Origin of the sequence: Blautia sp. HCN-20427 (assembly GCF_037890365.1) — a bacterium.
Taxonomy (GTDB): domain Bacteria; phylum Bacillota; class Clostridia; order Lachnospirales; family Lachnospiraceae; genus Blautia.
The window spans coordinates 216,247-240,350 of the sequence record NZ_JBBKBX010000001.1 but is presented as its reverse complement, the minus strand read 5'-3'; the positions used below and the strand labels follow the sequence as shown (position 1 = coordinate 240,350).

The window sequence follows — 24,104 nt, the reverse complement described above, 5'->3', positions numbered from 1 at the left end:
ATTGAGAAAGTTTATATAGGGGATTAGTTCAATGGTAGAGCACCGGTCTCCAAAACCGTCGATGGGGGTTCGAATCCCTCATCCCCTGCTTTAAAAGTCTAGTATTTACTAGGCTTTTTTGTATATGTATTGTTATAACATGTTGTAGGAACCCTGAGGAGAAGAGATGTGTAAAATAAACAGAGAGAGGAACAGCAACGAGTTTAAATGAAATATTAGAAAATAGAACCAAAGAGGGCTGGAACGGGCTCTCTTTTTTGTATCTGTCGGTATGAGTGACGGAAGAAAGGATAGGATATGAGTTTAAGAGTTCTTGATGCAGCATCTCACCAGGGAAATATGGCGCAGGAAAATATAGATTTTGATGCGCTTATTGTAAAGGCCACGGAAGGCTGTACGTATGTAAATCCTTATTGTGACAGAGAATTTCAGAAGGCATTTAGACAAGGAAAAAAATTGGGTGTATACCATTTTGCGAGAAATGCAAATGGAAACATCCCGGAAGCAGAGGCAGCGTTTTTTATCGAAAATACAAAAGGGTACATTGGCAAAGCCATCCCTGTGCTGGACTGGGAGGACAAAGATACCTCAAATGTAGCATGGGCATTGAAATGGCTGCAGATTGTAGAAAGGGCATATGGATGCAAACCTATGTTATATACCAGCGAAAGTGTAGTAAACCGCTATGACTGGTCCGCGGTAGCAAATGCAGATTATGGTCTCTGGTGCGCAAAATACAGGGATAACATACCGGATTACAACTGGGATATGGCAGGAGCAGGTCCGGCACCATCAGTAAAATACTGGAAAACGATGGCTTTGTGGCAGTGGACGTCTGTGGGACGCATTGACGGTCATGAAGGAAATCTGGACTGTTCTATTTTTTATGGAGATGCGGCAGCCTGGGATAAATATATTGGACTGGGAAATATAAATAAACCGTTAGTATCAGGATTTAAGCATAGAGTAGGAGAGCATGTGGTGTTCTCTACCTGCTATGCTTCCAGTACAGACCCAAACAGCAAAGCAATCCCGGCATCCCAAATGGAAAAGAATCACGGCGTCATTACGAAGATTCAGTCCGGCGTCAGGAATCCGTATCTCTTAGACAAAGAGCTCTGCTGGGTCAATGATGGAGATATTCGTGGACTGTACCAGGAGTATACAGAACAGTCTTATGTCGTAAAATCAGGTGATACACTTTCCAAAATTGCTGTAAAGTACGGTACCACTTATCAGCAGCTTGCGAAAATGAACGGGATAAAAAACCCCGATAAAATCTATACAGGACAGAAAATCAGAGTAAAATGAGACAATTCCCGGCAGTCTGCCGGGAATTTTAGAAAAAGGTTGACAACTGCAGAGAAGTAGTTGTTTAATAGAACTATGAGAAAAGTAAAACGTTTAAGTAAAGACGAAAATAAAAAGGGGAAGAATATTTTATATGGCAACTATAAAAGAAATAGCAAAAGCATGTAACGTATCGATTGCCACAGTTTCCAATATTCTGAACGGGAAGCCGGGAGCCAGTGAGGCCACCCGCAGTCTGGTATTGAAGACTGTGGAAAAAATGGATTATACACCAAATTATGTGGCAAAAAATCTGAAAATGAAAAATACAAGAAGCATCGGTGTCATTGCAGAGGATATGACTATTTTCAGTATTCCGGATATTATTGACGGCATTACAGAATATTGTCAGGAAATCGATTATCAGATTCTGCTTACGAACATGCGATTATTTAAAAAATATAATGATGTGTATTACAGCAAGGAAGATTATTATGGTCTTGTGAAACAGGAAATCCGAAAGCTGATGGCAAAGCAGGTGGAAGGGATTATCTATGTGACTGCTCATGAAAGAATTATGCATTGTATTCCGGATAATCTGCCAATTCCGGCCGTCATGGCTTACGGATACACGCAGAGTGGGAAAGTGCCTTCTGTAGTTGTAGACGATGAACATGGGGCTTATGAGGCTGTGCAGTATCTGATAGGACAGGGGCACAGGCGTATTGGTGTCATTACGGGAAAAAGCGATAGTCTTCATATGCAGGCCCGGCTTGTGGGATATCAGAAGGCATTGCGGGACAATGGTCTGCTTTATGAACCGGAACTTGTCTATTATGGTGATTGGAATCGGGAAACCGGGTATAAAGGGGCTGGTGTGCTTTTCGAGCGAAAGGTTACGGCCATTTTCTGTATGAATGATATTATGGCAGGCGGCGTATATGATTGGGCAGATGAAATGAAAAAGAAAATTCCGGAGGAAATTTCCGTGGTAGGGTATGACAACAGAGAATTATCCAGTTATTATAAGCCGCCTCTGACAACGATTACATTGCCGCTGCATGATATTGGATACCGGGCTGCAGAGGTTATGATAGAGATGCTGGATGGCAAAATTTCCTCTCAGAAGGAAGAATTGGTGTATCAGATGCCTTGTCACAGACTTGTGAGGAAATCTGTGCAGGAGTTGAAAATGGCAGGAAAATAATGGTACAAGTTTAAGAAGAGAGGGTACAAGTAAAAGAAAAATTGCAGCTTTTCAAAACATCAAAAAAGTTTTGAAGAGCTGTTTTTTAGTTAAATTATACAAAAGAAAAGTATGAAAATCCTTGGAAAATAAGGAGCAGGAGAATAAGACATTGGTAAAAATGCACATAGTTAAACGATTTATAATCTAATATAGTTGTGATAAATATGAAAAATAAAGATATAAAAAGAAAAAAAGAGTAAAAAAGAGATATTATAAATATTAATCGTTAAAATAGTGAATATACAAGCTTTATTTTTAGGGTATGGGTATGATATAAATAAGAAAAATTAATAAAAGCCTTTTATAAAACGTTTTATAAATCTTAAAAACCATGAATACATATCTATAGAGAAGAAATTATAGATAGAAAAAAGAAAATTATCGGTAAAAGAGGGTTTGAAGTATTAAACGTTTAATAAGGCGGACAGGTGAAAGTGTATGGAAAGAGTGAAGTTAGAAAGTATTCCGCTGCATGCGGTTCACATTCAAGACAGCTTTTGGGATAAGTATATCAGACTGGTGAAGGACGTAATTCTTCCCTATCAGTGGGATACTTTAAATGACCGGGTGGAAGGTGCACAACCCAGCCACTGTATCAAGAACTTTAAGATTGCAGCGGGAGAAGAAAACGGAGAATTTCAGGGAGCGGTTTTTCAGGATACGGATGTGGCAAAATGGCTGGAAGCAGTTGCCTTTACCCTGGCTTCTTCGGGAAGAGATGAAAAGCTGGAGAAACTGGCGGATGAGACCATTGCTTTGATTGGAAGAGCACAGTGTGAAGACGGTTATCTCAATACTTATTATACGATTCAGGAACCGGACAGAAGGTGGACGAATCTGAAAGAAGGACATGAACTTTACACGGCAGGGCACATGATAGAAGCGGCCGTTGCTTATTATCAGGCAACGGGGAAAAAAGAGTTTCTTGAAATTGTATCAAGATTTGCTGATGTTATCTGTGAAAAGTTTGGACCAAAGGAAGGTCAGTGCCATGGATATCCCGGACACCCGGAAGTTGAATTGGCATTGGTGAAGCTTTATCGGGTAACCAAAGAGAAGAAATATCTGGATACAGCAAAGTTTTTCATAGATGCCAGAGGACAGGGCGGGAATTACTTTGAAGAGGAAGAGAGAGGGGAGAAATACAAACAGATTTTTCCGGAATTTGCAGGATACCAGCCGGAATACTCCCAGTCACATCTTCCGGTAAGAGAACAGAAAACAGCAGAGGGACACGCAGTAAGAGCTGTTTATCTGTACAGCGCCATGGCTGATTTGGCATACGAATACCAGGACAAGGAACTGGAAAAAGCCTGTGAAACTCTTTGGAACAACATGGTGCAAAAGCGAATGTATATTACCGGAGGGATTGGTTCTTCTGGTTTGCTGGAAAGATTTACGACAGACTATGATTTACCAAATGACAGAAATTATTCCGAATCCTGTGCTTCCATTGGATTGGCTATGTTTGGGAAACGCATGGGAGATATGACAAGAGATGCTTCTTATGCAGACATTGTGGAACAGGCACTTTACAACACTGTATTGGCAGGAATCGCCATGGACGGAAAAAGTTTCTTTTATGTAAATCCTTTGGAAGTATGGCCGGATAACTGTCTGGAGAGGACCTCTTTGGAACATGTAAAACCGGTCAGGCAGAAATGGTTTGGAGTGGCCTGTTGTCCACCTAATATTGCAAGAACCCTGGCTTCGTTGGGACAGTACGTGTATGGAAAAGATGAAGAAGCTCTTTACATCCATCTTTATGTTTCTAATGAGACTGAAGTCAAAATGAAAGGAAGGCTCTACAAGGTCAAGATGGACAGTCATTATCTTACAGACGGAACTGTAAAAATCCTGGCAGAGAGAATGAACACTGCGGAAGAAAAGACCGAGAACAGGATTGGCGGGAAAATAGCCCTCAGGATTCCGGGATACATGAAAAAATTCCGGATATACAGAAATGGAGAGAAGCTGGAAAATCCCGTTATACAAAAAGGATATCTGCTTTTGGAAAACCTGGGAAATCGGGAAGAAATCACTTTAAAATTTGAAATGAAAGCACGCTTTGTACGGGCAAATCCAAAGGTAAGAGCAGATGAAGGACGGGTAGCGGTTATGAGAGGACCGTTGGTTTATTGTCTGGAAGAAGCGGACAATGGAAGCAATCTCTCCTCCGGTTACATAGATACACAGACCGAGCCGGAAGAAGTTTATGAACCGAATCTCTTGGGCGGTATTGTGAGTGTAAAACTCAAAGGAAAGTGTATTTCCATGAAAGGCTGGGAGGACGGCAGTCTTTACGGCGAACGGAAACCAGTATTTGAAGATACAGTATGGAAAGCGGTTCCCTATTGTAACTGGGGAAATCGAAAGACAGGAGAAATGGCGGTCTGGATAAAAGAACTGATAAAAAATTAAGGTGTATCATACAGAAACAGAGGGTTTCTGATAGTGATAAAAAAGGAATAAGGGAGGACACTGGTTATGAAGAAAAAAGTGTTGGCAGCAGTATTATGTGCAGCAATGGCAGGAAGTATGTTAGCAGGCTGCGGAGGAAAATCTGATGGAGACAAAAAGGAAACCGGAAAAAGAGAGATGGAGGTAGAGGGCGATAATGTTACGACCTTAAATGTGTGGACCTTCATTGAAAATCATCAGGATTTCTACACGGAAATGGCAGAAAAGTGGAATGAAGAGAACCCGGATAAGAAAGTAAAACTGGTACTTTCCAATATGGCTTATGACGACATGCATAACAAATTATCTCTGGCACTGGAATCCGGAGAAGGTGCACCGGATGTTGTAGATATTGAGCTTGGTAAGTTCCCGGCCTTTACTACAGGACAAATCGGACTGATGGATTTGACAGATGCCATTGAACCATACAAAGATAAGGTAGTGGAATCCAGACTTGATTTATATGCAAAAGACGGCAAATATTATGGTTTCCCAACACATGTTGGTACTACGGTTGCTTTCTACAATACAGAAGAACTGGAAGCAGCAGGTATTGACTATACAGCTATCAAAACCTGGGAAGATTTTAAAAATGCAGGTATCAAATACAAAGAAGCTACAGGAAAAACCTTTGCAGCGGCAGAGACAACCGCACAGTGGACTTTAAACCTGATGCTGGCTCAAAAAGGCGGCAGCTATTTAAAAGAGGACGGTTCCCTGGACGTAAATAATGACACCATGGCAGAATGTCTGCAGTATTTAAAAGATATGCAGACAGCAGGGGCTCTTGATACTATCGCAGGGGGACAGCCGGATAACGAAGAAGCATATCCTCTGTACAACAGCGGCGATGTGGCAGCAGCCATTATGCCATTCTGGCAGACAAGCCGTTACACAAGCTACATGACAGATTTGAAAGGGAAAGTGGCCATTGCAGTTCCTCCGGTATGGGGAGACAATGACGCAGTAAAAACGATTGGCGGCGGCGGTACCGGTACAGCGGTTGTAGCTTCCGGCGAACACGCAGACCTTGCGGCAGAAGTATTCGCTTACATTAAATTGTCTGATGAAGCAAGCCATGAAATCTACAATGTATTGGGATTTGACCCTGTAAACACAGAGGTATGGACAGACACAGCCCTGACAGAAAATCCGGACAACCAGTTTGTACAGTATTTCAACACAAAACCATTTAACGCGCTTCTGGAAGTACAGGACAGCATTGGACTGTTAGACTGCTACACAGATGAAAAGATGCCTTCTATTAATAACGTATTCACAACACAGACTCTGAATGATATTTTTGAATCTGATGTAGATGTAAAAGAAGCACTTGATTCTGCACAGGACACATTGGAAAATGAATTTGCTGAATAATCAGCATATATCAACCGGGGGCTGTTGTAAGAAGCGACTGCCCCCGGTTGCTTTCCAAAGCAAGTGAAAGGAGTTATGGATACCATGAATAAAGTAAAGAAATTCTTATACTCACAAAAGGCTGCTCCTTATGTATTTATTCTTCCCTTTGTACTTACCATTCTTCTGTTCTGGCTGTTCCCCATAGGAAATGGTGTGCTGCTCAGCTTTCAGGATGTGTTAAAGGACAAATGGGTTGGATTTGATAACTATTCCCGCCTTTTGACTGATAAAATGTTTTTTAAAGCGGTTTACAACAGCCTCAAATATATGATTGGTACGTTGATTCTGCTGATACCGTTTCCCTTGCTGTTTGCCAGCATGTTAAACAGTAAGCTGATGAAAGGACAGGGATTCTTTAAATCCGTATATTTTCTTCCGGCTCTGACTTCTGTGGTTGTAGCTGGTACGATTTTCCGTCTGATGTTTGGCGAAATGGATACCTCTTTGGCAAACCAGATTATGGAGCTTCTTGGTAAATCTCCGATTAAGTGGTTAAAGGGAGAATGGACAGGATATTTTGCACTTTTGATTGTAGCATGTTGGAGATGGACAGGTGTAAATATTTTGTATTTCCTGGCAGGACTGCAGAGTATTCCAACGGATATTTACGAGGCAGCTTCTATTGACGGCGCTTCCAAGTGGCAGCAGTTTATTAAAATTTCTTTTCCCCTGGTAAAACCTACGACTGTTTATGTGCTGACTATTAGTATTTATGCAGGTTTATCCATGTTTCTGGAATCCTTCATGCTGTGGAAAGGAAACAATTCCCCGCAGAATATTGGTTTGACCATTGTAGGATACCTGTACAGACAGGGGATTGAAAAACGTGCCATGGGTTATGCATGTGCCGTTGGTCTGGTATTACTTTTAGTCGTTATGGTTATCAATATGATTCAGTTAATCGCAACTGGTACATTCAAGAAGGAGGAGAGATAGTATGGCAGCAGAAGCAATAGGAAAAAGCCAGAAGAGAAAAAACAAAATGGCTACCATAGGTATGGTCATCTTCTTTTCTATTCTTGCAATTTTAATTATTATACCGGTTTATGCTATTGTATTGGCAAGCTTCAAACCGGGAAATCACCTTCTTCAGTATGGTTTGAACCTGAATCTGGACGTGGCGAATATGACGTTGGATAACTATGTGCTTCTGTTTACCGGAAGTCATGATTACTGGATTTGGTTTGGAAACAGTTTGCTGCTGACGGTGATAACCGTGGTACTGACCCTGTTGGTAAGTTCCTTTGTGGCCTATGGGTTTGCGGCATACGATTTTAAAGGAAAAAATTTCTTTTTTGTTATTGTACTGATTATTTTGTCCATCCCTTTTGAAGTTATTATGCTTCCTCTTTACAAGCAGATTTCTTCCTGGGGGATGATGGATAATTACGCTGCAGTGGTTGTGCCGTTTCTGGCTCATGCGTCTACGATTTTCTTCTTCAGACAGTATCTTTTGGGACTGCCGAAATCTTTGATTGAAGCAGGTCGTATTGACGGCTGTACAGAGTACGGAATTTTCTTCCGCCTGATTGTACCGATTATGAAACCGGCATTTTCCGCTATGGCTATTTTAAACGGTATGAATGCATGGAATAATTATCTGTGGCCGCTGTTGGTGATTCGTTCTTCAGAGAAGTATACACTGACTATTGGTCTGAATACTTTAATCAATCCTTATGGTGATAATTACAGCCTGCTGGTAGTTGGTTCGGTATTCTCCATTATTCCTATTTTCATCTTATTTATCTGTTTCCAGAGATATTTTATCGAAGGAATGACAGCAGGTGCTGTAAAAGAATAATTGTATTACAAAAATTTGGAGGTTTATATTATGAGCAGAAGAGCAAAAATGGTGTTAGACAAAGAATTTCAGATTGCCCCAATTGACAAAAGAATCTATGGTTCTTTTATAGAACATCTGGGAAGAGCAGTATACGAAGGTATCTACCAGCCGGGACATCCGGCAGCGGACGAAAATGGCTTCCGCAAAGACGTAGTAGAACTGGTAAAAGAGCTGGATGTGCCCATTATTCGCTATCCGGGCGGAAACTTCGTATCGAATTTCTATTGGGAAGATTCTGTGGGGCCAGTGGAGGAGAGACCCCACCGTCTGGAACTGGCCTGGAGAAGTCTGGAGAAAAATGAAATTGGTTTAAACGAGTTTTCCAAATGGGCAAAACAGGTAAATTCAGAGGTGATGATGGCAGTGAATCTGGGAACCAGAGGAATTTCAGATGCCTGCAACCTGTTGGAATACTGCAATCACCCGTCCGGTACAAAATACAGTGATTTGCGTAGGAAACACGGGGTAAAAGAACCGCACAACATCAAAGTGTGGTGCCTGGGAAATGAAATGGATGGTCCATGGCAGATTGGACACAAAACCATGGAGGAATACGGACGTCTGGCAGAGGAAACAGCCAAAGCCATGCGACTGATTGACCCCACTATTGAACTGGTATCCTGCGGAAGCTCCAACCGTGAAATGCCCACATTCCCGGATTGGGAAGCGGTAACACTGTCTCATACTTATGATTATGTGGATTACATTTCTATGCATCAGTACTATGGAAACAGGGACAACGACAGCAATGATTTCCTGGCGCAGTCAGATGACATGGACGATTTCATTCGTACCATTATCGCAACCTGTGATTATGTAAAAGCGAAAAAACGCAGCAAAAAGACTATGAACTTAAGTTTTGATGAGTGGAATGTATGGTTCCATTCCAATGCGGCTGACGATGATATTACAGAAAACCATCCATGGCAGGTAGCGCCGCCAATGCTGGAAGATATTTACAACTTTGAAGATGCATTGCTGGTAGGTCTGATGCTGATTACACTGATGAAACATGCAGACCGTGTGAAGATGGCCTGCCTGGCGCAGCTTGTAAATGTTATCGCACCGATTATGACAGATGCAGCAGGCGGTGCATGGAAGCAGACGATTTTCTATCCGTTCATGCATGCCTCCAAATACGGAAGGGGTATTGCGCTGCAGCCGGTAATTTCAGGTACCAAGCATGCTACAGCAAAGCATGATGAAATCACAGACGTGGAATCTATTGCAGTATATAATGAAGAAAAAGATGAAGTTACAATTTTTGCAGTGAATCGTAACTTAGAAGAAGATGTGGAATTAACCACAGATGTCAGAAGCTTTGAGGGCTATCGTCTGTTGGAACATATTGTTTTGGAAAACGAAGACCTGAAGGCTACAAACAGCCTGATAGGAGAAAAGGTTTATCCGGTGAACGCAGATGACAGAAGCAAACTGGATGAGGGCGTGGCAACCAGTTTGTTGAAAAAAGCCTCTTGGAATGTGATTCGTCTGGGTAAATAAAAGTTCATCTGTTCTCATAGATTTTTTTCTGTTAGAAATCTTGACATTTTTTGAAAAATTATGGAAAATAATGATATTATTTTGCAGAAAAAAGGACCAGGATGTCACGGTCCTGGTCCGCATTAAAGGGTAAAGGGAAGATAAAATAAAATCTTCTCTTCCTTTATATATCCGAATGAAAGAGGCAAAAAATTACGCCTGAAATAAAAATTTTTCATAAAAATAAAATCGGATACATAGACTAAGAGTTGGCATAACAGAAAGAACGAAAAGAGAATGGAGAAACAAGAATGAAAAAGAAAGAGGGGAAACCGGACTTTTGGAAGAAAGCGGCTTTGGGAGGTGGAATTGCGCTTCTTACTGCAGGCATTTTCTATGGAGCAGGTGCTTTTTATTACAGAGAGCGCTTTTTTTACGGAACGCAAATCAATGATATACCCTGCGCGAACCTTACGGTAAAGGAGGCAGAGCAGAAATTAAAAGAAAAAGTAGAGGATTATACACTGGAAATCAGTCTGAAAGAGGGGAAAAAAGAGTCCCTTTCCGGAAAGGAAATCGACTATACTTATGTGCCGGATAAAGAGGTAGAAAAAGCATTGAAAAAACAAAACCCCTTTGCCTGGATAACCGGATTTTTTCATGCAAAAGAGTATACAGCCGGAGAAAATATTACGTTTGATGAATCCCTTTTGAAAGAAAAGATAAACGCCATGGACTGTGTACAGGAAGCAAATATGAAGCCTCCAAAGGACGCTTATATTGCCTTTAAAAACAACCAATTTGTTATTAAAGAGGAAGAATTGGGAACTGCTATAGAACTGGAAAAGCTGCAGGAAAAGGCAAAAGAAGCTGTGGGGAAAAGTCAGAGTGAGATTTCCGCTGAGGAATCCGGCGTGTATAAACTTCCGGCAGTGACGAAGGAAAATGAGACATTGAAACAGCAGCAGGAGGTATGGAACAGCTGCGCTGCTGTGACCGTGAAATATACCTTCGGAGAGCAGACGGAGATTCTGGACGGCATGACTGTGAAGGAGTGGATGACTTATGACGAAAACGGCAATTATGTGGAAAATACAGCTGTGCTGCAGGAACATATCCGGGAGTATGTAAATGCTCTGGGGGAGAAATATAACACTGCAGGAAAACCCAGAACCATTACCAGTACCAGCACCGGACAGCCGGTTTCCGTGGAAGGCGGCAACTACGGATTTTTGATTGATGCAAGGGGAGAGAGACGGCAGCTTTTTGCAGATATTCAGGCTCATGCAAATGTGGAACGGGAGCCTGTGTATGCCAGAAGAGGAGCAGCTTACGGGGAAAATGATTTAGGGGATACTTATGTGGAACTGGACCTTACTGCCCAGCATTTGTGGTATTATAAGGACGGCGCACTTTTGATGGACAGCGATTTTGTATCAGGGACCTACTATAATTATGGAAGGCGTACACCGGGAGGCACATACACTCTGAAAGCCAAGCAGAGAAATCAAGTTTTAAGACCTGCACCCAATGAGGATGGCAGCTATGATTATGAATCTCCGGTGTCTTACTGGATGCCTTTTAACGGAGGAATCGGTCTTCACGATGCTGACTGGCGCTGGAATTTTGGAGGAGATATTTATCTGTACGGCGGTTCTCACGGCTGCATCAATCTGCCGGTTTCTTTTGCCGGGAATTTCTATGAAAATATTGAAACGGGCTGCCCTATTGTGTGTTTTTACCGCTGAATTTTACCGGGAATTTACGGAAAACTCACAGAAAACTTCTTGCAAGAGAAATGGCTGTGTAGTATAATAAACAAAGAGAAAGAGACAAGAGTTAGGACTGTACAGGCAGTCTTATCGTCTTGTCTTTTGTATATAGAAGAGACGGCAGAGATCTCATGAAAGGAAAAGCGATGAATCGAAAAAGAATAGAAGAATTTGAAGATTGTCCGGTGATTGCCGCTATTAAAGATGAAGAAGGTCTGAAAAAATGTCTTCATTCCGATATCCAGATTGTATTTGTGCTGTATGGTGACATCTGCAATATCGGTAAAATTGTAGGCAAGCTGAAAGCAGCAGGTAAGACGGTAATCATTCATATTGACCTGATTGCAGGACTAAGCAGTAAAGAAATTGCGGTGACGTATATCAAATCCGTTACCCATGCAGACGGTATTATTTCTACCAAACCCGGAGTCATACGGGAAGCAAAGGAGGAAGGACTGTTTGCCATTATGCGCTTTTTTGTCATTGATTCCATTGCGTTTGACAGTATTCAAAAGCAGACGGAAAGTGTGCGTCCCGACATGATTGAAGTGTTGCCCGGCGTTATGCCGAAGATTATCCGCAGAATCTGCCGGGAAAGCAGAGTGCCTGTCATTGCAGGAGGACTGATAGCAGATAAAGAAGATATTATGGCTGCGTTAGATGCCGGCGCGGTATCGATATCTACCACCAGACAGGACGTCTGGTTCATGTAAAAAGGAAAATAAAATTTAAAAATTACGCTGGAGATTGGAGACAGAGCGGATGACTTATGAGAAAACTCATGAGCATTTGCGCTGTCTCTTTTTGGTAAGAGGAGGAGATTAAGTATGTATGATGTTGTAGTAATTGGAGCAGGAGTGACCGGAAGTGCGGTGGCAAGAGAACTGTCAGCATATCAGCTGAAAACCTTGGTGCTGGAAAGGGAAGAAGATGTGTGCTGCGGCACCTCAAAAGCAAATAGCGCCATTGTTCATGCCGGTTTTGACGCAGAACCGGGGTCCTGGAAGGCAAGAATGAATGTAGAGGGAAATTTAAGAATCCGGCAGCTTTCAGAAAAACTGGATTTTCCTTATAAGCAGAATGGTTCTCTGGTGCTTTGCTTTGAAGAAGAGGGAATTGGAAAGCTGGAAGAACTGAAAGAAAGAGGTGAAAAAAACGGGGTAGAAGGGCTGGAAATTATTACCGGAGAAAGGATTTGGGAGATGGAGCCAAACCTTTCCCGCCAGGTAAAAGCCATGCTTTACGCCCCCACAGGAGGCATTGTATGTCCCTTTAAAATGACAATTGCCCTGGCGGAAAATGCCAATGTGAACGGTGTGGAATTTGTCTTTGATACTTGTGTAGAAAATATAGAAAAAACAGCAGAAGGTTATCGTATTGAGACAGAGAAAGGAAGTTATGAAACACACTGCGTAGTGAATGCAGCCGGGGTTTATGCAGACGTATTCAACAATATGGTAAGTAAAAGGAAACTGTCCATTACCCCAAGAAAAGGAGAATACTGCCTGATGGATAAGAAGGCCGGAACCTTTGTTTCCCACACAGTTTTTCAGCTTCCTACGGCTATGGGAAAGGGAGTTCTGATTACACCTACGGTACACGGAAATCTTCTTGCAGGACCTACAGCAGAAGATATAGAAGACAGAGAAGGGGTTCAGACTACGGCTTCCGGTATTGCCAAGCTGTCCCAGCAGGCGAAAAAAAGCGCTGAAAATGTACCGCTTTCCATGGTAATTACCTCTTTTGCAGGGCTGCGCGCCACAGAAAAAGGAGGAGATTTTGTGCTGGGAGAACCGGAGGATGCCAAAGGCTTTTACAATGCCGCAGGTATTGAATCCCCAGGACTTTCCAGTGCACCGGCCATTGGCGTTTACCTTGCCAAACAGATTTCAGAGCAGCTTGGCGCAGAGAAAAAAACGGATTTTGTTTCTACCAGGAAGGATATTCCCTGCGTGTCGGAAGCGTCACCGGAGGAAATACGCCGCCTCATAGAAGAAGACCCGGCATATGGAAACGTCATCTGCAGGTGTGAAACAGTCACGGAAGGAGAGATTGTAAATGCAATCCGAAGACCTTTGGGTGCCCGCTCTTTAGATGGTGTTAAGCGGCGGACAAGAGCCGGAATGGGAAGATGTCAGTCCGGTTTCTGTGCTCCAAGAACTATGGAAATTCTGGCAAGAGAACTGAAAAAATCCCCCTTGGAACTTACAAAAACAGGCGGCAAATCCAGACTTTTAACAGAGGTATGAGAGGAGAGAGAAGAGATATGGACAGATATGATTTGATTATTATAGGAGGCGGTCCCGCAGGACTGGCAGCGGCAATTTCCGCAAAGGAGCAAGGCGTTACCAACCTGTTAATACTGGAAAGGGACCAGGAACTGGGGGGCATTTTGAATCAGTGTATACACAATGGCTTTGGGCTGCATACCTTTAAAGAAGAACTTACCGGTCCGGAATATGCCCAGCGTTTTATTGACCGGGCGGCAGAGCTTGAGGTGCCTTACAAGCTGCAAACCATGGTCTTGGATATCAGCGAGGACGGGGGAGAAAAAACTGTCACAGCTATGAACCGGAAGGACGGACTCCTGATTTTGAAAACAAAAGCTGTGATTCTGGCCATGGGCTGCAGAGAGCGTCCAAGAGGGGCTCTGAATATTCCGGGATACCGTCCGGCAGGGATTTATACCGCAGGCACAGCACAGAGGCTGGTGAATATGGAAGGATATATGCCCGGCAGAGAAGTGGTGATTCTGGGATCTGGTGATATTGGGCTCATTATGGCCAGAAGAATGACCCTGGAAGGGGCAAAAGTGAAAGTTGTGGCAGAACTTATGCCTTATTCCGGCGGTCTTCAGAGAAATATTGTACAGTGTCTGGAAGATTTTCACATTCCATTGAAATTAAGCCATACCGTAGTAGATATTCAGGGAAAAGAGCGGGTGACAGGAGTGACGCTGGCTGAGGTAGATGAGAATAGAAAGCCCATTCCCGGAACGGAAGAATTCTATTCCTGCGATACCCTTCTTTTATCCTGTGGCCTGATTCCGGAGAACGAATTGTCAGCTAAAATGGGGATAAAACTGTCTCGTGTCACTTCTGGCGCAGTGGTAAATGAAAGTCTGGAAACCAGTGTGGAAGGAGTTTTTGCATGTGGAAATGTCTTACATGTCCACGACCTGGTGGACTATGTTTCCGAGGAAGCTAAACGGGCAGGTAGCCATGCCGCAGAGTATATCCACAACTGGAAGGAAGAAGCGATAAAAGAGACATGGGAACTGGAAGTAGAACCTCAAAATGGTATTCGCTATACGGTGCCGCAGACGATTCGTCCAGAGCATATGGAAGAAAAACTGACACTGAGATTCCGGGTGGGAGCTGTCTATAAAGACCGATATATCAGCGTATACTGCGGCAGCAAACGAATTTTCCATAAGAAGAAAAAGAAAATGGCGCCGGGAGAAATGGAACAGGTTACCTTACAGAAATCGGATTTGACAGCAGCGCCGGGATTGGATAAAATCATTATGAAATTGGAGGAGGCATAAACATGGAGACGAGAGAATTAATCTGTATTAACTGTCCTTTGGGATGTGCTCTGACGGTCACCATGGAGCAGGGAAAAGTGGTAAAAGTAGAGGGGAACACCTGTCCGAAGGGAAAAAGCTACGGTGAAAAAGAGGTGACAAACCCCACTCGTATTGTGACTTCCAGTGTGAAAGTTCTTGGAGGAAATATACCTGTAGTTTCCGTAAAAACAGCCTCAGATATTCCAAAAGAAAAAATAGGAGCATGCATGGCTGCATTAAAAACAGTTGCGGTGAAAGCGCCGGTTGCCATAGGAGATGTGATTTTAAAAGATATATGTGGCACAGGAGCAGATGTGGTCGCTACCAGAAATGTGGCTGTGAAAATATAGGAAAAGTGCAGCAAAGGTTTGGAAAAGGAGAGAACATGGTAGATTATACGGGAAAAAATGCAGAAGGATTAAAGGAAAAAACACTGTATCTGTTGGATATGGATGGCACGATTTATAATGAAAATGAGATTTTTGAGGGAACGCTGGATTTGCTTCGGGAAATTGAGGAAAGAGGCGGACAGTATGTGTTTATTACCAATAATTCTTCAAAATCGGTGGAGGATTATATAGAAAAGGTAAGGGCTATGGGAATTCAGGCTTCGTATGAAAATTTTTATACCTCCAGCCAGGCTACTGCCATGTATCTTCAGGAAAACTATGCCAATCAGAGGGTGTACTGCATGGGTACACGCTCTTTAGTGGAAGAACTTCGCCGCGCCGGGATTTCGGTAGTAACGGAGGTGGATGACCGGGCCACAGTGGTGCTTTTGGGCTTTGATACGGAAAATACATCAGAGAAAATCCGGAATACCTGTATTATGCTGGGAAGAGATGTGGCATATCTGGCAACCAATCCGGATTTGGTGTGTCCGGTGAGCTTTGGATATATTCCTGACTGTGGTTCTATGAGCATTATGCTGAAAAACGCCACGGGAAAAGAGCCATTTTTTATTGGCAAACCAGAGCCGATTATGGTAGACTGTGTATTGAAAAAACTGAATAAAACCAAGGCGGAAACAGTGATTGTAGGAGACCGCCTGTACACAGATATCAAGACCGGAGAGCGGGCAGGAGTGGATACCATCTGCGTGTTGTCCGGTGAAGCTTCCCTTAGCGATATACGAGAGAGCGAAGTAAAGCCGGATTATATTTTTGCAAGTGTAAAAGAAGTATATGAAGGGCTGACAGAAGACAACTAACAGGAGACGAACATGAAATACGAAAATATCAGAGAAGGAATCTTTCTGAAGCGTCCGAACCGTTTTATTGCCCATGTGGAAATAGATGAAAAGGTAGAAATCTGTCATGTGAAAAATACAGGGAGGTGCCGGGAATTATTAGTTCCCGGCACCCCTGTTTTTTTGGAAAAGAGCGGCAATCCAAACAGAAAGACCCAGTATGATTTAATAGCAGTGAAAAAGGGAGAAAGACTCATTAATATGGACTCCCAGATACCCAATAAAGTCGTAGAGGAATGGCTTTTGAAGGGGAATCTTTTCGGAAAAGAGGCAAGGGTAAAAAGAGAAGTCACCTATGGCAATTCCAGATTTGATTTGTATATCGAAAGCCAGGGCAGGAAGTGTTTTATGGAAGTAAAAGGAGTGACGCTGGAGGAAGACGGTGTGGTACGTTTTCCAGATGCCCCAACAGAAAGAGGCGTTAAGCATGTGAAAGAATTGTGCCGGTGTATAGAAGATGGATATGAGGCATATATTATGTTTGTCGTACAGATGGCAAATGTAAAGTATTTTGAGCCAAATGAAGCAACACATCCGGAATTTGGAGCGGCATTAAGAGAAGCACAGCAGGCGGGAGTGCACATTCTGGCCTATGCATGTGATGTGAGAAAAGACTTGATAAATCTGTCAAAACCTGTTAGGGTTTATCTTAACGGAAATACAAAAATAAGAGAACAGGAGACAGAATGTTAGAGCAGATTAGAGAACCGCTGCTTGCCTGGTATAGAGAGAATAAAAGGAGTCTTCCATGGCGGGAAGACCCCACACCTTACCATGTCTGGGTATCGGAAATTATGCTGCAGCAGACAAGGGTAGAGGCGGTAAAAGAGTATTATGCACGTTTCCTTTTTGCCCTACCCGAAGTGAAGGATTTGGCAGAATGTCCCGAAGAACGTCTGCTGAAGCTGTGGGAAGGTCTGGGATATTATAACCGGGTAAAAAACATGCAGAAAGCAGCCAGAGAGGTCATGGAACAGTATGACGGAAGGCTTCCTGCAGATTATGAAAAGCTGCTGAAATTGCCGGGAATCGGCAGCTATACGGCAGGCGCTGTGGCGTCTATTGCCTACGGAATACCAAGACCTGCGGTAGATGGAAATGTACTTCGGGTAATCACCAGAATTACGGAAAATCCAGAGGACATCCTGAAGCAGTCTATGAAGAAAAAGACGGAAGAGGCTCTTCTGGAAATTATGCCAAAGGACTGTCCGGGGGATTTCAATCAGAGTTTAATGGAACTGGGAGCTACGGTCTGCGTACCAAATGGTATGGCAAAGTGCCAGTGTTGTCCGGTAGCCCGGGTATGTCAGGCTTATGCACATGGCACGGTAATGGAGTATCCAAAAAAGGCAGCGAAAAAGCAGCGGAAAATAGAAGAAAGAACGGTTCTGGTGATTCAGAACGGTCAGGAATTTGCCATTTCCAAACGTCCTCCAAAGGGGCTTCTGGCAGGGCTTTATGAGCTGCCCAACAAGGAAGGATATCTGACAGAAGAGGAGATTCTGTCGTTTGTCAAAGGCCTGCATTTGATACCTCTTCATATACGGGAAGCAGGAGAGGCAAAGCATATTTTTTCCCATGTAGAATGGAGAATGAAAGGCTACTTTATTAAAGTCGCAGCGACGGAAGAAAAGAAAGTGGGCAGTCTGATATTTGTGGACAGGAAAGAATCCAGGGGAAAATACCCCATTCCCTCCGCTTTTTCAGCGTACAGAAAGTTTATCGAGGAGGACTTTTAGGTGAAATTATTATCAATTACAGTTCCGTGTTACAACTCACAGGACTATATGAAAAACTGTGTGGATTCCCTTTTGGAAGGCGGGAATCTGGTGGAAATTTTAATTGTAGACGACGGTTCGAAAGATGATACAGCAAAGATAGCAGATGAATATGCGGCAAAATATCCGGAGATTGTAAAAGCTATCCATCAGGAAAACGGCGGTCACGGAGAGGCGGTCAACACAGGGCTGAAGAACGCTACGGGTTTGTATTTTAAAGTGGTGGACAGTGACGACTGGGTAAATAAGGACGCCTATCTTGCTATTCTGGACAAGCTTCTGGAGATTACCGGAGGTCCGCAGACTCTGGATATGATGATAAGTAACTTTGTCTATGAAAAGCAGGGGGCAAAGCGGAAGAAAGTAATGAAATATAGAACCTATATGCCTCAGAATAAAATTTTCACCTGGAAGGAAATGAACAGAATGCCTTTGGGAAAATACATTCTGATGCACTCGGTTATTTACAGGACAGGTTTGCTAAGAGACTGTGGTTTGGAACTTCCCAAGCATACTTTTTATGTGGATAATCTGTTTGTATACCAGCCGCTTCCGTATGTGCAGACTATGTATTATATGAATGTGAATTTTTATCGCTATTTTATCGGGAGAGATGATCAATCTGTAAATGAAGAGATCATGATACGCAGAATTGACCAGCAGATAAGAGTGAACAAACTGATGATTGACACCATTGCGGGAGTGAAAAATCTCAATAAAAATCTGAGGAGTTATATGCTTCGATATCTGGATATTATTATGGCAGTGTCTTCGATTATGCTGATTCGTTCCGGGACAGAGGAGAATCTGGCAAAGAAGAGAGAACTGTGGCGGTATTTAAAAAATGCAGACGCGGGGATTTACCGGAAGCTGTATCTGAGTATTCTGGGAAGAGGCGTGAATCTTCCGGGAAAAGGCGGAAGAGATTTGTCTGTGTCCATATATAAAGTTGTGCAGAAGTTTTATGGATTTAATTAAGAAAAATTGAGCCCGGAAAGGAAGTTTAAACCTTTCCAGGCTCAATTTTTATGCTCGTGCAGGCTGTTCAGCCTGTACGGTTTTAGGTTTATAGATAAGCTGAAAACAGCAGAGATATAATGCAAATGCAGCAACTACATCCAACACGGTATGCTGTTTCAAAAATACGGTTGCAAGAATAATCAGAACACTCAGAATACCCGTTCCCGCCAGAAGAACCTTATGACTGTGGAATTCCGAATGACGGAAAATAGCTACGCAGCAGGCTACGGTGTTAAATACATGAATACTTGGCAGAATATTAGTAGGCGTATCCAGCCGATATAAGTGCTGTACCATCTGAATAAAAATACTGTCGCCTGTCAGGTTGGGGCGTAAATCCTGTCCATTGGGAAATAGGATGGAAATTACGATAAAAAGTGTCATACCAATTCCCAGTGTAAGAATCAGCTGCCAGTATTCTTTTTTATTTTGATTCATGAAAGCAAAATAAAAAACCGTCAATGCAATATAGCCGAACCATAAAAAATAAGGAACCACGAAATATTCACAGAAGGGGATATAGTCATCTATCTTCATATGAATAATTGTAACCGGTACTTTGCGCTGCTCCACATATTGGAAAGCCAGCATGTACAAAATTCCATAGATGGGAATTATCCAGGTATGTTGATATTTTTTCAGGAATTTCAAAGTTTCACACCTCTCACACAGTATTCAGAATACCGTCTTTTTATGAATCTCATTATAGCACAGAGGAAATCCGATAACAATGCAGTTTATAGTTGTTTTATAAATATTACACACTATATTCATTTGTTGGTACAAAACTGTCGAAAATGACAGAATCAAACTTTTTCACAGAAGTTTTCAGTACTTGTTCCGAGCGGACTGTCCAGGCAAAAGTAGGCGTATGCCAGAGACATTTGTTCAGTAAGAAGCTGACATTCTGGGTATCTTTGTAGCAATAGGCGATGAAATCCGGTCTTCCGATAAAGTTTAAAAGCAGATATTTTACCAGGAAGCAGAGAATATAACCGCCTTCGGCTACCGGCCGGGTCAGGTTGGCTGAAAGCTGTCCCCGGATGACATCTTTTCGGTGTTTTTTGTACCAACCGAGAGCCAGAGGATTGAAGGACTCAATGCAGTAATCTCCATTGTACTGCCGCAGAAGACGGTCTGCAAGCACACAGGTTTCCGTGCGTATAGTCGGCAGTTTTATCTCTATCAGAAGGGGAACTTTTCCCTTTACCAGCTTTAAAACATCCTCAAAAAGGGGAATTTTTTCTTCCGTATGCAGGAGAGAAAATTTCTGCAGTTCTTCGTAGGTCATCTCACAGACGGGAAGGTCAATGCCGCACATCCGGGTCAGCGTATGGTCATGAAACACAACTACCTGCTTATCTTTTGTCAGTTGAATATCCAGTTCGATACCATACCCATGCCGGATGGCATGGGTAAAAGCGGCCATGGAATTTTCAGGAATGGACTGGTCAGGGGTAAATAGTCCTCGGTGTGCAAACAGGTAGTGGAGAAATTTTTTAGCCTCTTTTTTCCTGGAAAAGCGGGGCATGATACAGTAAAAATAAAGGCAGAAAAGGAAAACTGCAATACACACAGTAAGTAACAGTATTTTCATAGGTATCCCTCCTTGTTTAGCGAAGAAGCACAGGTATCTGTTTACCGGAAACACGCAGCAGCAGGCGGTCTGTTTCTCCCATAGATTCTCCGTCACAGTGGACAGGAAGAGGAACACGGCTGTGAATTTCCAGACTGTCGCAGCGGTAGGTTTTCACGCCGGAAAACCAGGTGTGTTTGCCGAAAAAAGCGGTGGGAAACAAGGCCAGAATTTTGCATTTTCCAAGTTCTCCGGCAAGACAGATGTCCAGTTTTCTGTCGTTGAATTGAGCGTCGGGACAGAATTTTACGCCGCCGCCCTCATATTTCGTATTCATGCCTGCAATGAAGAAAAAACGGGAAAAGTGCAGGACTTTGTCTCTGTCCAGACGCATGGAAACAGGACAGGGACGGTATTGAATCAGAAGTTTCAGAGCGATAAGCACATAGGTCAATTTTCCCAAATGCAGTTTATTCATGGCTTTTTTTAACGGAGAAACCATGACCTTGCGGCAGATATCTGCGTCATAGCCAATGCCGCTGCTTACAAGAAAATAACGGGAAGTTTCTTTGGAGACTGCCATTCCAATGTCTGTCAAAGTACACGCTTTCGGAGAAAGAATAGCCTCTATACAGGCAGAAACTTCGGTGGGAAGTCCAAGACCTCTTGCAAAATCATTTCCGGAACCAGTAGGAATATAGCCCAGGGTAATATGGGAAAAATCCTTTTTCACCAGTCCGTTTATCACTTCGTTCAGTGTGCCGTCTCCACCGACTACGGACAGGGTGCAGGAAGTTCCTCCAACGGAGCTTTGTTCTGCAATATGGGCTGCAATCCGGTCTGCGTGTCCGGTATATTCTGTAAAATAAGTTGTATATTCCACACCCTTTTCCTGTAGTATGGCGTCAGCTTTTTGCCAGACCTCAAGACCATGCCCGGACCGGGAGTGAGGATTTATAATAAAGTAATACATGATGTTCTGTACCTGCTTTTCTTTGTCATTTGTTTTCTTTGTTTCGACTCTATTGTAGCAGTTTCGTTGGATTAGGACAAGAAAATTATGAAGAGAACAGGAAAATTAGACTGGAAACTGCTTGCCGTCACAGGGAGAAAATGATATGATAAAAGAAAAAATTTCATTGGGAAAGGCAGGCTGGAATATGAAGAACGAATATGTAACATTTACCATTGGAAAAAAGAAAAATATTGCCCTGATTGCACACGATAACGAAAAGCCAAAGCTGATTCAGTGGTGCAAAGATAATTATGATATTTTGAAACAGCACAATCTTTACGGTACAGGTACTACGTCAAGATTGATTGCTGATAAAGCGGGACTGTGTATTAAAGGCTACAACAGCGGTCCTCTGGGCGGCGACCAGCAGATTGGGGCAAAGATAGTAGAAGGTGTCATTGATTTTGTTGTGTTTTTCTCTGACCCACTGACTGCGCAGCCTCATGACCCGGATGTAAAGGCACTGATGCGTATTGCACAGGTGTACGATATCCCTATGGCAGTGAATAAGGCAACGGCAGACTTTATGATAAAATCTGTTTATATGGATTCAGAATATGACCATGAAGTAATTAATTTTAATAAAAATGTGCAGGACAGAGCAGAGTCTATGTAAGGACAAGCAGAAGAAATCCCCCTCTCGGTGAAGCGTTTTCGGGAGAGGGATTTCTTCTGTTACACATAAAGAGATATTGGGGAGGTTCAAACATGAAATTGACCATCAATGGAATAAAAAACCGTGAGTCATGGGAACAGGCAGGAATTCTACTTCCAGGATATGATGTGGAAAAGGCTTCGGAAAAGGCAAGAAAGGAACCGAAATGGGTACATTTTGGAATCGGCAACATTTTTCGGGTATTTATCGGCGGCATTGCAGACCGTTTGCTGGAAGAAGGGGCACTGGACCGGGGCATTACCTGTGTGGAGATGTTTGATTATGATGTGGCAGATAAAATTTACGAACCATATGACAATTTGGGGTTGTGTGTGATTCTGCATGGGGATGGAACCAGAGAATATAAGGTATTGGGGTCAATGGCAGAAGCAGTAAAAGCCCAGTCCTCGAATCCGGCACAGTGGAACCGATTGAAGGAGATTTTTACCAGTAAGTCTTTGCAGTTGGTTTCTTTTACAATTACGGAAAAAGGATATGCTTTGCAGAAAACGGATGGAACCTGGTTTCCGTTTGTAGAAGCGGACATTCAGAACAAACCGGACAAAGCGGTTGGTGCCATGGCGGTGGTAACAGCTATGCTCTATGAACGGTATAAAGCCGGAAAATATCCTCTGGCGCTGGTATCCATGGATAACTGCTCTAAAAACGGTGAGAAGCTACGGGAAGCTGTGTTGACTATGACAGAAGCGTGGCGGAAAGCTGGATTTGTAGAGGAAGGGTTTGCTGCTTATGTAAGCGATGAAAAAACGGTTGCTTTTCCATGGACGATGATTGATAAAATCACACCGCGGCCCAGTGAACAGATTGCCGAAGATCTGGAAAAGCTGGGTGTGGAAGACATGAAGCCGGTGATTACAGGAAAGAAGACCTATATTGCCCCTTTCGTCAATGCTGAAAAACCCCAGTATCTTGTGATAGAAGACAGTTTCCCCAATGGTCGTCCGGCATTGGAAAAGGGGGTTGGGGTGTATATGGCTGACAGGGAAACCGTAAATCTGTCGGAACGTATGAAGGTAACAGTATGTCTGAATCCGGTACATTCTGCCACAGGGCCTCTTGGTGTGGTTCAGGGGTATGATTTGTTTGCTCATATGCTGAATACGAACCCGGATATGATGAAAATGGCTCGCATGGTAGTTTATGATGAAGGACTTCCTGTAGTGCCAAATCCTGGAATCCTTTCTCCAAAGGAATTTGCAGATGAACTTTTTCAGGAACGGTTCCCCAATGAATACTTGGGCGATACAAATCTTCGGTTGGCTGTAGATGTATCCCAGATGGTGGGGATTCGCTTTGGAGAAACCATAAAAGCGTATGTGGAGAAGTATGGAAATGCTTCACGGCTTACTGCGATTCCTCTGGGAATTGCCGGATGGCTTCGGTATATGCTGGCTGTAGATGATGAAGGGGAAAAATATGAACTGGCTCCTGACCCTATGAGGGAGGAAATTCAGGAAAAGTTCAAGGATATCGTAGTGGGGCGGCCGGAAACTTTTACAAACCAGCTTAAGCCTATTCTCTCCAATGAGCGCATGTTTTTTATAAACCTTTATCAGGCAGGAGTGGGAGAAAAGATTGAAAACATGTTCCGTGAAATGCTTGCCGGACCAGGCGCTGTGAAGAAAACTGTGCATAAATATATGGGGGCAATGCAGGATTGACTGGGCAGAAAACCTCAGTAGGCTATTGATTTTGATAGATTTTCAA

At 43.0% G+C, this 24,104-nt stretch carries 21 protein-coding genes and 1 tRNA gene; 19 read left to right on the top strand and 3 right to left on the bottom strand.

The window, feature by feature from the left end; translation table 11 throughout:
• Nucleotides 1-17 precede the first annotated feature (17 nt).
• The 17 genes from WKT17_RS01090 to WKT17_RS01010 all read left to right on the top strand — a co-directional run bounded on the left by WKT17_RS01090 (nucleotide 18) and on the right by WKT17_RS01010 (nucleotide 19,088).
• A tRNA-Trp gene (locus WKT17_RS01090) sits at nucleotides 18-88 on the top strand.
• A 209-nt stretch (nucleotides 89-297) separates the two neighbouring features.
• Nucleotides 298-1,311 carry a GH25 family lysozyme gene (locus tag WKT17_RS01085; RefSeq protein ID WP_226853702.1) on the top strand — a complete coding sequence of 338 codons (1,014 nt, stop codon included), beginning with the start codon at nucleotides 298-300 and terminating at the stop codon, nucleotides 1,309-1,311.
• Between the two features lie 133 nt (nucleotides 1,312-1,444).
• Nucleotides 1,445-2,497, top strand: a complete 1,053-nt coding sequence (locus WKT17_RS01080; RefSeq protein WP_291682165.1) for a LacI family DNA-binding transcriptional regulator — start codon at nucleotides 1,445-1,447, stop codon at nucleotides 2,495-2,497.
• 480 nt (nucleotides 2,498-2,977) lie between these two features.
• Nucleotides 2,978-4,960 (top strand): glycoside hydrolase family 127 protein, encoded by a 1,983-nt coding sequence (locus WKT17_RS01075; RefSeq protein ID WP_173749953.1) that lies wholly within the window; start codon nucleotides 2,978-2,980, stop codon nucleotides 4,958-4,960.
• Between the two features lie 66 nt (nucleotides 4,961-5,026).
• Nucleotides 5,027-6,376 carry an ABC transporter substrate-binding protein gene (locus WKT17_RS01070; protein ID WP_291682167.1) on the top strand — a complete coding sequence of 450 codons (1,350 nt, stop codon included), beginning with the start codon at nucleotides 5,027-5,029 and terminating at the stop codon, nucleotides 6,374-6,376.
• A gap of 84 nt (nucleotides 6,377-6,460) precedes the next feature.
• Nucleotides 6,461-7,354, top strand: a complete 894-nt coding sequence (locus WKT17_RS01065; RefSeq protein ID WP_173749951.1) for a carbohydrate ABC transporter permease — start codon at nucleotides 6,461-6,463, stop codon at nucleotides 7,352-7,354.
• Between the two features lies 1 nt (nucleotide 7,355).
• A complete protein-coding gene (locus WKT17_RS01060) occupies nucleotides 7,356-8,219 on the top strand; it encodes a carbohydrate ABC transporter permease (protein WP_173749950.1) in 864 nt (287 codons plus the stop codon).
• Between the two features lie 30 nt (nucleotides 8,220-8,249).
• Nucleotides 8,250-9,764 carry an arabinosylfuranosidase ArfA gene (gene arfA / locus WKT17_RS01055; protein WP_294542638.1) on the top strand — a complete coding sequence of 505 codons (1,515 nt, stop codon included), beginning with the start codon at nucleotides 8,250-8,252 and terminating at the stop codon, nucleotides 9,762-9,764.
• A gap of 290 nt (nucleotides 9,765-10,054) precedes the next feature.
• On the top strand, nucleotides 10,055-11,491 hold the full coding sequence (locus tag WKT17_RS01050; RefSeq protein ID WP_294542636.1) for a L,D-transpeptidase family protein: 1,437 nt from the start codon (nucleotides 10,055-10,057) through the stop codon (nucleotides 11,489-11,491).
• Between the two features lie 170 nt (nucleotides 11,492-11,661).
• A complete protein-coding gene (locus WKT17_RS01045; RefSeq protein WP_173749947.1) occupies nucleotides 11,662-12,228 on the top strand; it encodes a glycerol-3-phosphate responsive antiterminator in 567 nt (188 codons plus the stop codon).
• A 114-nt stretch (nucleotides 12,229-12,342) separates the two neighbouring features.
• Nucleotides 12,343-13,764 (top strand): NAD(P)/FAD-dependent oxidoreductase, encoded by a 1,422-nt coding sequence (locus WKT17_RS01040; protein WP_294542635.1) that lies wholly within the window; start codon nucleotides 12,343-12,345, stop codon nucleotides 13,762-13,764.
• 17 nt (nucleotides 13,765-13,781) lie between these two features.
• The gene (locus WKT17_RS01035) at nucleotides 13,782-15,062 is read left to right on the top strand and encodes an NAD(P)/FAD-dependent oxidoreductase (protein ID WP_294542633.1); all 1,281 of its coding nucleotides are present in this window, start codon (nucleotides 13,782-13,784) and stop codon (nucleotides 15,060-15,062) included.
• 2 nt (nucleotides 15,063-15,064) lie between these two features.
• Nucleotides 15,065-15,433, top strand: a complete 369-nt coding sequence (locus WKT17_RS01030) for a DUF1667 domain-containing protein (RefSeq protein ID WP_173749944.1) — start codon at nucleotides 15,065-15,067, stop codon at nucleotides 15,431-15,433.
• Nucleotides 15,434-15,468: 35 nt separating this feature from the next.
• Nucleotides 15,469-16,293 carry an HAD-IIA family hydrolase gene (locus WKT17_RS01025; protein WP_173749943.1) on the top strand — a complete coding sequence of 275 codons (825 nt, stop codon included), beginning with the start codon at nucleotides 15,469-15,471 and terminating at the stop codon, nucleotides 16,291-16,293.
• A 12-nt stretch (nucleotides 16,294-16,305) separates the two neighbouring features.
• On the top strand, nucleotides 16,306-17,025 hold the full coding sequence (gene sfsA / locus WKT17_RS01020) for a DNA/RNA nuclease SfsA (protein ID WP_294542631.1): 720 nt from the start codon (nucleotides 16,306-16,308) through the stop codon (nucleotides 17,023-17,025).
• A complete protein-coding gene (mutY, locus tag WKT17_RS01015; protein ID WP_294542629.1) occupies nucleotides 17,019-18,071 on the top strand; it encodes an A/G-specific adenine glycosylase in 1,053 nt (350 codons plus the stop codon). The genes sfsA and mutY overlap by 7 nt, the downstream gene beginning before the upstream one ends.
• A complete protein-coding gene (locus tag WKT17_RS01010; protein ID WP_173749940.1) occupies nucleotides 18,072-19,088 on the top strand; it encodes a glycosyltransferase family 2 protein in 1,017 nt (338 codons plus the stop codon).
• Nucleotides 19,089-19,136: 48 nt separating this feature from the next.
• Here WKT17_RS01010 and WKT17_RS01005 read toward each other — a convergent pair whose 3' ends face one another.
• The 3 genes from WKT17_RS01005 to WKT17_RS00995 form a co-directional block, all read right to left on the bottom strand.
• A complete protein-coding gene (locus tag WKT17_RS01005; protein ID WP_226853700.1) occupies nucleotides 19,137-19,781 on the bottom strand; it encodes a phosphatase PAP2 family protein in 645 nt (214 codons plus the stop codon).
• A gap of 106 nt (nucleotides 19,782-19,887) precedes the next feature.
• The gene (locus WKT17_RS01000) at nucleotides 19,888-20,727 is read right to left on the bottom strand and encodes a glycerophosphodiester phosphodiesterase family protein (RefSeq protein ID WP_173749939.1); all 840 of its coding nucleotides are present in this window, start codon (nucleotides 20,725-20,727) and stop codon (nucleotides 19,888-19,890) included.
• Nucleotides 20,728-20,743: 16 nt separating this feature from the next.
• Nucleotides 20,744-21,679, bottom strand: a complete 936-nt coding sequence (locus WKT17_RS00995; RefSeq protein ID WP_173749938.1) for a diacylglycerol/lipid kinase family protein — start codon at nucleotides 21,677-21,679, stop codon at nucleotides 20,744-20,746.
• 187 nt (nucleotides 21,680-21,866) lie between these two features.
• On the opposite strand from WKT17_RS00995, the gene WKT17_RS00990 reads away from it, so the two are divergent.
• Entirely contained in the window at nucleotides 21,867-22,337 is a 471-nt protein-coding gene (locus WKT17_RS00990; RefSeq protein WP_173749958.1) for a methylglyoxal synthase, read from the top strand.
• 92 nt (nucleotides 22,338-22,429) lie between these two features.
• Nucleotides 22,430-24,058, top strand: coding sequence for a mannitol dehydrogenase family protein (locus tag WKT17_RS00985; protein ID WP_173749937.1), 1,629 nt, complete (start codon nucleotides 22,430-22,432; stop codon nucleotides 24,056-24,058).
• Nucleotides 24,059-24,104 lie beyond the last annotated feature (46 nt).

Bases quoted from the DNA above. Each gene is read 5' to 3' on its own strand.
- WKT17_RS01050 (WP_294542636.1), top strand. From the start codon at position 10,055: ATGAAAAAGAAAGAGGGGAAACCGGACTTTTGGAAGAAAGCGGCTTTG.
- WKT17_RS01045 (WP_173749947.1), top strand. From the start codon at position 11,662: ATGAATCGAAAAAGAATAGAAGAATTTGAAGATTGTCCGGTGATTGCC.
- WKT17_RS01080 (WP_291682165.1), top strand. From the start codon at position 1,445: ATGGCAACTATAAAAGAAATAGCAAAAGCATGTAACGTATCGATTGCC.
- WKT17_RS01025 (WP_173749943.1), top strand. From the start codon at position 15,469: ATGGTAGATTATACGGGAAAAAATGCAGAAGGATTAAAGGAAAAAACA.
- WKT17_RS01085 (WP_226853702.1), top strand. From the start codon at position 298: ATGAGTTTAAGAGTTCTTGATGCAGCATCTCACCAGGGAAATATGGCG.
- mutY (WP_294542629.1), top strand. From the start codon at position 17,019: ATGTTAGAGCAGATTAGAGAACCGCTGCTTGCCTGGTATAGAGAGAAT.
- WKT17_RS01040 (WP_294542635.1), top strand. From the start codon at position 12,343: ATGTATGATGTTGTAGTAATTGGAGCAGGAGTGACCGGAAGTGCGGTG.
- WKT17_RS01030 (WP_173749944.1), top strand. From the start codon at position 15,065: ATGGAGACGAGAGAATTAATCTGTATTAACTGTCCTTTGGGATGTGCT.
- WKT17_RS00985 (WP_173749937.1), top strand. From the start codon at position 22,430: ATGAAATTGACCATCAATGGAATAAAAAACCGTGAGTCATGGGAACAG.
- WKT17_RS01075 (WP_173749953.1), top strand. From the start codon at position 2,978: ATGGAAAGAGTGAAGTTAGAAAGTATTCCGCTGCATGCGGTTCACATT.
- WKT17_RS01070 (WP_291682167.1), top strand. From the start codon at position 5,027: ATGAAGAAAAAAGTGTTGGCAGCAGTATTATGTGCAGCAATGGCAGGA.
- arfA (WP_294542638.1), top strand. From the start codon at position 8,250: ATGAGCAGAAGAGCAAAAATGGTGTTAGACAAAGAATTTCAGATTGCC.
- WKT17_RS01035 (WP_294542633.1), top strand. From the start codon at position 13,782: ATGGACAGATATGATTTGATTATTATAGGAGGCGGTCCCGCAGGACTG.
- WKT17_RS01065 (WP_173749951.1), top strand. From the start codon at position 6,461: ATGAATAAAGTAAAGAAATTCTTATACTCACAAAAGGCTGCTCCTTAT.
- sfsA (WP_294542631.1), top strand. From the start codon at position 16,306: ATGAAATACGAAAATATCAGAGAAGGAATCTTTCTGAAGCGTCCGAAC.
- WKT17_RS01000 (WP_173749939.1), bottom strand. From the start codon at position 20,727: ATGAAAATACTGTTACTTACTGTGTGTATTGCAGTTTTCCTTTTCTGC.
- WKT17_RS01060 (WP_173749950.1), top strand. From the start codon at position 7,356: ATGGCAGCAGAAGCAATAGGAAAAAGCCAGAAGAGAAAAAACAAAATG.
- WKT17_RS00990 (WP_173749958.1), top strand. From the start codon at position 21,867: ATGAAGAACGAATATGTAACATTTACCATTGGAAAAAAGAAAAATATT.
- WKT17_RS00995 (WP_173749938.1), bottom strand. From the start codon at position 21,679: ATGTATTACTTTATTATAAATCCTCACTCCCGGTCCGGGCATGGTCTT.